Origin of the sequence: Vreelandella arctica (assembly GCF_037070215.1) — a bacterium.
Classification (GTDB): domain Bacteria; phylum Pseudomonadota; class Gammaproteobacteria; order Pseudomonadales; family Halomonadaceae; genus Vreelandella; species Vreelandella arctica.
In genome coordinates, this window is record NZ_JBANSN010000028.1 from 44,091 (window position 1) to 53,382 (window position 9,292).

At 55.7% G+C, this 9,292-nt stretch carries 9 protein-coding genes and 1 pseudogene; 2 read left to right on the forward strand and 8 right to left on the reverse strand.

Features of this window, described 5'->3' with window-relative positions; all coding sequences use genetic code 11:
* Positions 1 to 140: 140 nt before the first annotated feature.
* On the forward strand, positions 141 to 2,057 hold the full coding sequence (locus V8L70_RS18405) for a DNA topoisomerase III (protein WP_101145366.1): 1,917 nt from the start codon (positions 141 to 143) through the stop codon (positions 2,055 to 2,057).
* 114 nt (positions 2,058 to 2,171) lie between these two features.
* On the opposite strand, the gene V8L70_RS18410 is transcribed toward V8L70_RS18405, so the two are convergent.
* The gene (locus V8L70_RS18410; RefSeq protein ID WP_101145367.1) at positions 2,172 to 3,071 is read right to left on the reverse strand and encodes a LysR substrate-binding domain-containing protein; all 900 of its coding nucleotides are present in this window, start codon (positions 3,069 to 3,071) and stop codon (positions 2,172 to 2,174) included.
* 120 nt (positions 3,072 to 3,191) lie between these two features.
* On the opposite strand from V8L70_RS18410, the gene V8L70_RS18415 reads away from it, so the two are divergent.
* Positions 3,192 to 3,893: an FMN-dependent NADH-azoreductase gene (locus V8L70_RS18415; protein ID WP_008956695.1), complete on the forward strand. Its 702-nt coding sequence runs from the start codon at positions 3,192 to 3,194 to the stop codon at positions 3,891 to 3,893.
* A 161-nt stretch (positions 3,894 to 4,054) separates the two neighbouring features.
* On the opposite strand, the gene V8L70_RS18420 is transcribed toward V8L70_RS18415, so the two are convergent.
* The 7 genes and pseudogenes from V8L70_RS18420 to V8L70_RS18450 form a co-directional block, all read right to left on the reverse strand.
* A complete protein-coding gene (locus V8L70_RS18420; RefSeq protein ID WP_008956696.1) occupies positions 4,055 to 4,294 on the reverse strand; it encodes a hypothetical protein in 240 nt (79 codons plus the stop codon).
* Positions 4,295 to 4,364: 70 nt separating this feature from the next.
* The gene (locus tag V8L70_RS18425; protein ID WP_101145368.1) at positions 4,365 to 5,729 is read right to left on the reverse strand and encodes a S8 family serine peptidase; all 1,365 of its coding nucleotides are present in this window, start codon (positions 5,727 to 5,729) and stop codon (positions 4,365 to 4,367) included.
* 105 nt (positions 5,730 to 5,834) lie between these two features.
* Complete coding sequence (gene map / locus V8L70_RS18430) at positions 5,835 to 6,641, reverse strand: type I methionyl aminopeptidase (RefSeq protein ID WP_101145369.1); 807 nt, start codon at positions 6,639 to 6,641, stop codon at positions 5,835 to 5,837.
* Positions 6,634 to 6,840, reverse strand: a complete 207-nt coding sequence (locus V8L70_RS18435) for a ParD-like family protein (protein ID WP_101145370.1) — start codon at positions 6,838 to 6,840, stop codon at positions 6,634 to 6,636. The genes map and V8L70_RS18435 overlap by 8 nt, the downstream gene beginning before the upstream one ends.
* Before the next feature lie 85 nt (positions 6,841 to 6,925).
* Complete coding sequence (locus V8L70_RS18440) at positions 6,926 to 8,296, reverse strand: CHAD domain-containing protein (RefSeq protein WP_101145371.1); 1,371 nt, start codon at positions 8,294 to 8,296, stop codon at positions 6,926 to 6,928.
* A 53-nt stretch (positions 8,297 to 8,349) separates the two neighbouring features.
* A complete protein-coding gene (locus V8L70_RS18445; protein ID WP_336270324.1) occupies positions 8,350 to 8,838 on the reverse strand; it encodes a GGDEF domain-containing protein in 489 nt (162 codons plus the stop codon).
* Between the two features lie 219 nt (positions 8,839 to 9,057).
* A pseudogene (locus tag V8L70_RS18450) lies at positions 9,058 to 9,292 on the reverse strand (IS1380 family transposase); the annotation flags it as partial.

Genomic DNA, 9,292 nt, shown 5'->3' on the forward strand with positions numbered 1-9,292 from the left:
AATTTATACAAGTTAACAGCATTGACCACTTCTCGCATCACACTACGTATCTCAACCACACAAACCAATCCCGGTCACTAACGATGAAGGCGTCTGCTACCATAGGCGCCATCAAAGGATACGATAAAGGCTTCGCTGCTATGCGCCTGATAATTGCCGAAAAACCCAGCCTCGCCCAAGCCATTGCTGAGGCATTACCGGGCACTAGCCGACGCCAGGATGGCGCAGTGGTGTGTGGTGACACCACCGTCACTTGGTGCCTGGGGCATTTATTAGAGCAAGCGCCGCCGGAGGCCTACGATCCCGCCGATAAACAGTGGCGTTTAGATCGTCTCCCGATTGTGCCGCACCAGTGGAAATTGATGCCTCGTTCAAAAGCACGCGGCCAACTGGCGGTGATTCGCAAACTGATCAAACAGGCCACCGATGTCGTGCACGCTGGCGACCCGGACCGAGAGGGCCAGCTATTGGTGCAGGAAGTGATCGAGTACATGAAGTATCGCGGCCCGGTACAACGCCTGCTGATTAGCGACCTGAACAAGCCTGCCGTCAGCCGAGCGCTTGCCAAGCTACGCTCCAACGTTGAGTACCAGCCGCTCTTTCTAGCAGCCCAGGCGCGTTCCCGTGCCGACTGGCTGTATGGCATCAATCTAACCCGTGCCTGGACACTCACCGGCCGCCAAGCGGGGCACGACGGCGTGCTTTCCGTAGGCCGTGTGCAAACCCCGGTGCTGGGGCTGATCGTGCGCCGCGACAACGCCATCCGCGACTTTGTACCCCACCCGTTCTATCCACTATGGGTGGATCTCAACGTCGCCCAGGGTCAACTGCGCGCCTGGTGGGCCCCCAAAGAGCATGAGCCTCTCGATGATCAAGGGCGCTTGGTTGATCGCACGCCCGCGGATGCCCGAGCAGCACAGTTACCCGGCGCATCAGGGCAACTGACCAAACTCGACCAGCAGGAGAAACGCCAGTCACCGCCGCTGCCCTATTCACTCTCTGCCCTTCAGGTAGACGCCGCCCGCCGCCATGGACTTTCCGCGCAGATGGTGTTGGATATTTGTCAGCGACTTTATGAGCGCCATAAACTGATTACCTACCCCCGCTCCGATTGCCGCTACCTGCCGGAAGAGCATCTTCAGCTTGCCCAACGCAGCCTGACCAGCGCCTGCCAAAACGATCAAGCACTACAGCAGTGGCTTAATGGGGCGGACTTCACATTGCGCTCCAAAGCGTGGAACGATAAGCAGGTGGGCGCGCACCATGCGATCGCACCCACCGGCAAACTGGCAGATTTCAGTCAGCTTTCCGACACCGAAGGCCATGTTTTTAGATTGATCGTGCGCAACGTGATGGCACAGTTCTATCGCCCGCTGCGCACTTTTGAAGTCAAAGCGGAGTTTACGCTACTGAATGAAGCCTTCCGTGCCCGCGGCCAAAGCATTCTCGACCTCGGCTGGAAACCGCTCTTCACCACCCGCGATGAAACCCCACCGCTGCCCCCTCTCACCCAAGGGGAGCCCAGCCAAGCGCTAGGTGCAGGGGTTGAAGAGAAGGAAACCCGCCCGCCAGAACCGTTCACCGATGCCAGCCTGATCAAGGCCATGATGAACATTGGCCGTTACGTGGATGATCCGGACGTACGCCGCACACTCCGCGACACCGACGGCCTAGGTACAGAAGCCACCCGGGCGGGCATTATCGAAACCCTGGTACAGCGCGGCTACTTAGCTCGCCAGCAAAAAGCCCTGCGCGCCACCAAGCTTGGCACTGCCTTGATCACCGCCCTGCCCAGCGCCGTGAGCACGCCTGAACGAACCGCCCTTTGGGAACAGCGCCTACGGGCGATTTCCGAACAACAGGACGACCCTGGCGCGTTTCAGCAAGCGCTGCTGGATGATCTACGCGGCCTGCTCACCCACAGCGACGCGGCCAAGTTAAGGCAGAGCCTGCAGACCGCCCAGGGGGAAACCAGCACGCCAGCGAAGCGCACGGGTAAGACAAGCAAGCGTTATACCAAAAAGAGAAGTACCGTCAGTAGAAAGAAGACGAGTTAACAACATTGGGTGAAATGATCCGCTGTTCAATCGTTATGCACTCGATAGGCAGAAAGGTGGCCCGGATAGATAACCCACTCAAGATAACGGTATAAACTGGATTCAAATATAAGTTTACTGTTTTGATTTAACTCCCGGTACCGCCATCACCCACTCCCGGATAGCCAGAAGGGTCGGATCGTTGCGGCGGCTTTCTGGGTAGACCAGGAAAAAGGCGCGGTCATTTAGTTCGGGGCCAAAGGGTTGCACCAGACGGCCTTCGGCCAGCTCATCCTCAATCAGTTGTCGGCTCATCAGCATCACACCCTGACCACCAACAGCCGCCGAGATAGCGTGGCTTTCATCAGAAAAAGCCAATCCTGCGTCGATACTCAATCCCGGTATCTGCGCTACTTTTTGATAGCCAACCCAATCCATTGGCGAAATCAATATGCCCTGAGGACGAAAGTGAATCAGCGGATACTTCGTGAAATCGCCTGCAACGTGCTTCACAAGTTGCGGGCTGCAGGTTGGAATCAACGTGGTATCAAACAGTTTTTCAGCCACTAACCCAGGCCAGCGTCCATCGCCATGGCGAATGGCGAGATCGGCAGTAACGCCATCCAGCGCAACAGGCTCATGGGAGGCATGAATGCGCAGGTCAATGTCGGGATGGGCGTCACGCAGCAGGCAAACCCAAGGCAGTAGCCAGCGCACTGCCACGACTGGGGTGGTCGTAAGGGTAATGCCACGGCGTTCCGGCATGGCACTCAGGCGCTCGATGGTATGACTAATATTGTCGAACGAAGCTTCCAACACCTGCTGCAGCTCCCGCCCGCGCGGAGTAAGTTCAAGTTGCCTGGGCTTGCGAATAAACAGCGCAATGCCCAGCGCCTCCTCAAGCCCACGAATTTGATGGCTAATGGCAGTAGGTGTCACCGAGAGCTCTAGCGCCGCCTGCTTGGCACTTTGATGGCGGGCAGCCGCTTCAAAGGCGCGAAGTGCTGACAGTGAGGGTAATCGTCGAGTGCTCATGAATGAGTTTTGCTCATCTATTACAGCAAGAAAAGATCGTTTGTTTGGGCCACTGATCAAGGCCTACGCTAAGTCTGTCGTTAATCATAGATGAGTTTAGCTCATAACTGGAGTTTCTCCATGTCTCATATCCTGCACATAGACGCTAGCGCACGCCCCGGAATTGCGGGAAAAGATGAGCACGGCTCCCACAGCCGCCACCTGTCTCAGCGATTCATAAACCACTGGCAATCCAGTCGTCCGAAAGACACCGTCACCTACCGGGATATCGGCCAACACCCACCCTCTTTTATCAACCATGACTGGATTGCGTCTGCGTTTACGCCTGAGGAACATCTAGAGCCTTGGATGAAAAATGCGCTGGCAGAAAGCGATCAGTTGGTAGATGAACTGATTGCCTCAGATATTCTCGTTATCGGTACCCCACTCTACAACTTCGGCATGCCAGCCGCTCTTAAAGCGTGGATCGATCTAGTAGTGCGCGCTGGCCGAACAGTGGATATTGACGAGAGCAACCCGACCGACCCTTACATTCCAAAACTGGATGACCGCCCAAGGCAAGCGATTGTTCTTACGGCTAGAGGTGGCGTCAATATGGCCCCCGGTGAAGAAATGGCCCATATGAACCATCTTGAACCACACTTGGCCACCGCGCTGGCGTTTATCGGTATCACTCGCGTTCACTACATCGCGATCGAAGGACAGGAAGCGGGTGGGGAGGTGTTGGATAAATCGATTGCTGAGGCTCTGCGCGATGTTGAAACTCTGGTTGCTGACTTACAGAAGGAAATGGTGGCTAATGCAATAGCCGAATCAGCCTAGTAATTGAATTCAACAGCCTCTTGTTTGGTGCGGAGATCGCTAGCCTAGGATATCCGCACCTACTCTCAAGAGTGCGCCAGTCTTTCCCCTATCACCACCTAAGGTTGCGACTAATCTCCTCTTTTTGGCAGCTCCACTTCTATGTTGAAAGGTGAATAAGCTTACCAAGTCTCATCCGCCCCCGGCGGCCCTACATCAATCTGCATATCGGGCGCAATATCCACCACGCCCTGTATATGCTTCAGCCGTTCCGCCGTGACATCGTCTGCGGAGCCGGTTATACAGCCGATCTCTTCGAGGATATCCTTGATGGTCAGTCCTTCCTCACTGAGGCGTGTAGCCATTTCATTTATCGGTTGATCGCTGGAAATAGTGATCACCCATAGCGCTACCGTTGGCATCTGGCATTATCTCCGAAGTGAGTGCACCGGGCGGCCTGAAAGAAGTGGCTGCCCAGCACGCCGCCTATCGTTAGGGCGCTTGCACCAATCCTGCTCCCACGCTGGATTCCGGTAATGGCAGTTCCTGCACCGAAGCTATCAGCTGCTGCCACAGTTTCCTTCCCCGCAATGTGTCATCAGACTGTGCCCAAAGGGCTGCGCAGCCTGCCACGTGTGGTGCCGCCATGCTGGTGCCACTGATCGACTTATGCCGAGTAGGCCGTGGCCATGAGGAGAAGATATCGCGCCCAGGCGCAGCAATCTCAATCTTGCCATGATTGGAAAAGCTGGAGGGCTTTAGGTTCGGATCGAGAGACGCGACTGACATCACGGTAGGCGAGTTGGCAGGTGCGCCGGTATTGGTCGCAGAATTCCCCGCCGCGGCGATAATGAGGCACCCATTACGCAGCGCCGCTTCACCCGCATGGGTGTAGGCGGCCTGCACCGGGCTCTGGCTACCAAGCGACATCGAGATCACCTCACACCGGTTGGCGATAGCCCAGTTCAAGCCAGCCAGCACGCCCGCCCCGGTACTGCTGCCCGAGTTAGTCAGCACCTTCCCGACGAAGACCTCCGCTTCATATGCGATACTGTAACGCTGCGTGCTTTCACTTGGCGCCTCGGGTCCACAGGCCGTGCCGATACAATGCGTACCGTGACCATTCATATCTTGCACCGGCTCCCCGACAAATGAGCGGGTAACGAACTCCCTTCCAACGAAATCCGGGTGGCCAAGATCCATTCCGGTATCCAGCACGGCCACCTTAATACCTGCACCACTCCAACTACTTTGCGGCACCCTGCACCGGGTTAGCCCCCATGTCGACTGCTGAGCGTCAGACTCAAGCTCCTCATCGGCATCATACTTATCAAGGTCGACACCCAGGTCGCGCGCGATGGTGCTCGTTGCCCGCAAGAAGCCGCGAAGGTATTCCGAGTTTTTAGAACCAGTGTTTTTAAAATCAGAGCTTTTAAAACCAGAGCTCTCGGAAAACGCAAAGTACTCCGGCTCAATGATTTCGATAGGACTATCCGCTGACACCTTATCCAACACACTCATGCCATGTTGCTCCAAGGCATCACCACCCACCAGTGCCACGCCTAGCTCGGGAAACACCATCGCTTCGGCATCCCCAGCGTCTTCCAGGCTGACGGCCTGATCGGTAAAGTCACGGGCATCGGCCACCCGAAAGTTCTGGGCTTTTAACGACTTGATACCCTCTTCCATCCATCCGTCACGAAAGCTGATAAGAAAGCGCCCTGTTTCCAGACAGCTGCCTCCCCGCTCCAGGGCCGCCAACAGAAGTTTTTCGGTGCTACACGATACGGTGGCAAGCGCCCCGTTTTCTCCAGTGGGTGTGTTACCGTTTCCGCGGCCTGTCGGTTTTTTAGCCATCGCTGACCTCCATTTCGTCTGGCTTTCAAACGTTACTGCTCAAGTGCTTACCCATAGAAAGCAAAGTCTCTCCATGCAGAAAGTCGTGCTTTCAGCTTAACGCACCTAATGATCTTCGCCAGATTGATTGAGTTCATCGGGAAGACGCTCTTCAGCCCGAAGGGTGAGCACTTCAAAACCGGAAGCAGTGACGGCAATCGTGTGCTCCCACTGGGCTGACAATGTCTTGTCACTGGTCACCACCGTCCAACCATCCCGCTTGGTTTTGATCTTGGCCCTGCCCTGATTAATCATGGGCTCGATGGTAAACACCATGCCCTCTTTTAACGCCAAGCCTCTGCCTTTCTTTCCGTAATGCAGCACCTCCGGCTCTTCATGCATTTCCCGGCCAATGCCGTGGCCGCAATACTCACGAACCACAGAGTAGCCATGCTGTTCGGCATGTTGCTGAATCGCATAACCCACATCGCCCAAGGTGGCACCGGGCTTGACCGCTTGAATCCCTTGCCACATGGCTTCATAGGTTTTATCGACCAGTCGCTTGGCATAGGGAGTGACATCACCAATCAGGTACATCTTGCTGGAGTCAGCAATAAAGCCGTCTTTCTCCAGGGTAATGTCGACATTGACGATATCGCCTGATTTGAGCGTTTGCTTGTCGGATGGAATGCCATGGCACACTACGTGGTTCACTGAGGCATTCAATACGTATTGGTAATCGTATTGCCCCTTACTGGCCGGACGAGCCTCCAGTTGATCGACGATATAGCGCTCGGCCCAATCGTTAATATCCATGGTGGATACGCCGGGCGCAATACGTTGGTCAAGTTGGCTGAACACCAATCCGAGTAGCCGACCGGCTTCCCGCATTAAGCGCAACTCCTCCTCGTTTTTGAGCGTTACCTCACTCACCGACCACCTTCCTTACTTCAACGTCGGCTTGTTTCATTTGCTCACGCATAATCTCAGAGAAAGTCATGCTCGGATTGGCCTCAGCGAGCATACCTACTTTTATCCAGTACTCCGCCTGGGCATTGATAGAACGCACCATCACCGAGCTCGCTTTGCGAATATCTTCGTGCAGCTGATCATTGATTTTTACGATACCCATCACACCACCCAGTATATGAAACGAATATAAATCATATACGGATGATATATCGCGTAACGACTGGCGGCAAGGCTACCTTGTTACGTTAAGCTGTAACGTTTGAGAAAGGTTTCAACGCCAATACTTTCTTGCGCAGCGCCAGCTTCGGCTTCTCTAACGAAGCGCGCCACTGGGTACACTCCTGCTGTTGTTGCGGGTCGTTATCGGGGCTTGCGCTAAACGCATCCAGCCAAGCCTGACGGGTACACAGGTCTTGATAGTCGCCGAGCAGGCCCTGGCGGTGCTTTAATTCAGTCAGGAACGGCTCAGGAGTCTCTGGGTTTAAATCAGCCAGGTAACGAATCCGCTTCACGCCCTTGCGCAGTTCATGGAACTCGGCGTCGTGAGCGTCCAATGAGAGTGCCGCCAGATCCTCATCGTGGCGTGTGATGCGCTCATCCAGTACCGCCTTGATGCGTTTTAGCGTGAGTTTTGACAGCGCCTTTCCAACATCATCGGAAGCGATAAAACTCTGCCAGCCCTCAAGCTCTTCAGCGTACGCCGGTGCATTTAACTGCTGGCACAGCGTCTGGTGCCGTTCCCGCTGGCTAGCCTGCAGCCACTGCGTTAACCCCTTTCGAGTAACCGACGAGGGCGGCGGTGATGTCTTGCCCATATCCTCCAGAAACACATCAATATCACGGAGATCACTGGTGGCCTGGGCGCGATGCTTGAGCCGCTTAAGCATCTTCTTAAAACCAGGCACTTGGGCAATGGCGTGCACGGATTCACCCACTGCCCGGCTGCGGCGCAGATTCACCCGGTACTGGTGCAGAAACTCAGGATCAACACCTGCGATGACGCCAGGCTCCAAGGCTCGAATCATCTGATACTGGTGCTCCAGCATGGCGCCTATTCGGCTGGCAGTGTCGCTTTTGTGTTTGGGTGGTTGGGGGGCAAGGCGCTTGAAAAGTGGGTAACTGACCGCTTCCGGGGTCAGGCATCCCGTCAATTTGGCTCCGCCCTGCTCCACGCTTTTCCAGGCAGTGCCAGACAGCGTGAAATGCAGCACGCTACCGGTGGGCAGCGAATGCGACGCTGTCTTATCGAGCCAACGGGCCAGGTCATGCAGCGCCGGGTTATGCCCAACCACCAGCACCCTTTCGGCTTCATCCGGTAACGCTTTGAGCCATGCCTGCAGCCCGGCGCCATCGAAAGTGTAAAGGTCTTCATCGAAGTGAACCTGATCGACCAGAGTATGTTCAGGCAGTTGCACCGCGATCTCGTCGAAGGTTTCCCGCGTGCGAGCTGCTGTACTGACGTAAATCTCCCCTTCGAACGCTTGCCAGCGCTGCAGCACAGGCGCCATCGCCGCTGCCTGACGCTTACCCCGCTTTCGCAACGGCCGTTGGTGGTCGGTCATATCGCCACTGGGCTGTTTGGCCTTGGCGTGCCGCATTAGGTATAAGTGCCGCATGGGTTCGCTCACAAGTAAAGGGTGTTGAACGAAGTTTAGTACACGCGCATCAACTATTGAGTAAGATTAAAGGCGCCCCCGCCTTTGCCCTCTTTTATACCATCGCGACACACCACGACTTTGTTCCTGCCGCCGCGCTTGCCAGCATAAAGCATCTTATCCGCCCGCGTGATGAGAGAGTCTAGATCGACCTCATTACTATTCGTTGCAGCTACCCCGATGGTGACACTTGGGCTCAGCTCGCTCATTTCTTCCTTTAACGGCAACTCAGCGACCTTCTTTTTCAAGCACTCAGCGATGATTTGCGCATCGTTTGGGTTAGTGTTCGGCAGGGCCACTACAAACTCTTCACCACCAAATCGCCCTATTACATCCGATGGACGCAGAGACTCTGCGCAAACCTTAGCGATTTTGGACAGCACCCAATCCCCATGGCTATGCCCCCAGGTATCGTTAATATTTTTGAAATGGTCCACATCAATCATAAAAAGGCTAAACGGCATCTTTTCGGACTGGGAGTGCTGTAACCCCGCCTTATTCACGAGGGCGCTGATTGAGCGGTCTGAAGGTACTGGCTGTTGGCATTGCTTATCAGGATTCGCCTCTTCAGCGCGAGTGGCTGTTGAGTAATGCCAGAACGCAGCCCTTTTCCTACTTACTTATAGCTCTTTGGAATCAATGGCGGCCGTCCAAGCAGCCGTGATCGCCGACCGCCGCTCCGGTCGCTCGCTTTCTGATGCTGTGGTGGTCTCGCAGGAGCGTCAGCTCAGTGCGGTCAGCTTCGGCAACCCCTTCAGCAGCGTCGGCCACCACTTGTCGGCGGCGGCACCCAGATGAACGGTGATTCGCCGAGCGTGCAGCCTCAGCGTGGCGGTGACCTTCAGCACCTGCTCGCGCATCCGGCTGAGGCTCCAGCCTTGCCGGGTCTGCCGCTCCAGCAGGCAGCGCAGGCCATGCAGGACCTGGTAGGCGTAGAGGCTGAGCAGCAGGCTCACC

Excerpts from the sequence above, each read along its gene's own strand:
- V8L70_RS18405 (WP_101145366.1), top strand. The coding sequence starts at position 141 with ATGCGCCTGATAATTGCCGAAAAACCCAGCCTCGCCCAAGCCATTGCT.
- V8L70_RS18410 (WP_101145367.1), bottom strand. The coding sequence starts at position 3,071 with ATGAGCACTCGACGATTACCCTCACTGTCAGCACTTCGCGCCTTTGAA.
- V8L70_RS18415 (WP_008956695.1), top strand. The coding sequence starts at position 3,192 with ATGTCTCATATCCTGCACATAGACGCTAGCGCACGCCCCGGAATTGCG.
- V8L70_RS18420 (WP_008956696.1), bottom strand. The coding sequence starts at position 4,294 with ATGCCAACGGTAGCGCTATGGGTGATCACTATTTCCAGCGATCAACCG.
- V8L70_RS18425 (WP_101145368.1), bottom strand. The coding sequence starts at position 5,729 with ATGGCTAAAAAACCGACAGGCCGCGGAAACGGTAACACACCCACTGGA.
- V8L70_RS18435 (WP_101145370.1), bottom strand. The coding sequence starts at position 6,840 with ATGGGTATCGTAAAAATCAATGATCAGCTGCACGAAGATATTCGCAAA.
- V8L70_RS18440 (WP_101145371.1), bottom strand. The coding sequence starts at position 8,296 with ATGCGGCACTTATACCTAATGCGGCACGCCAAGGCCAAACAGCCCAGT.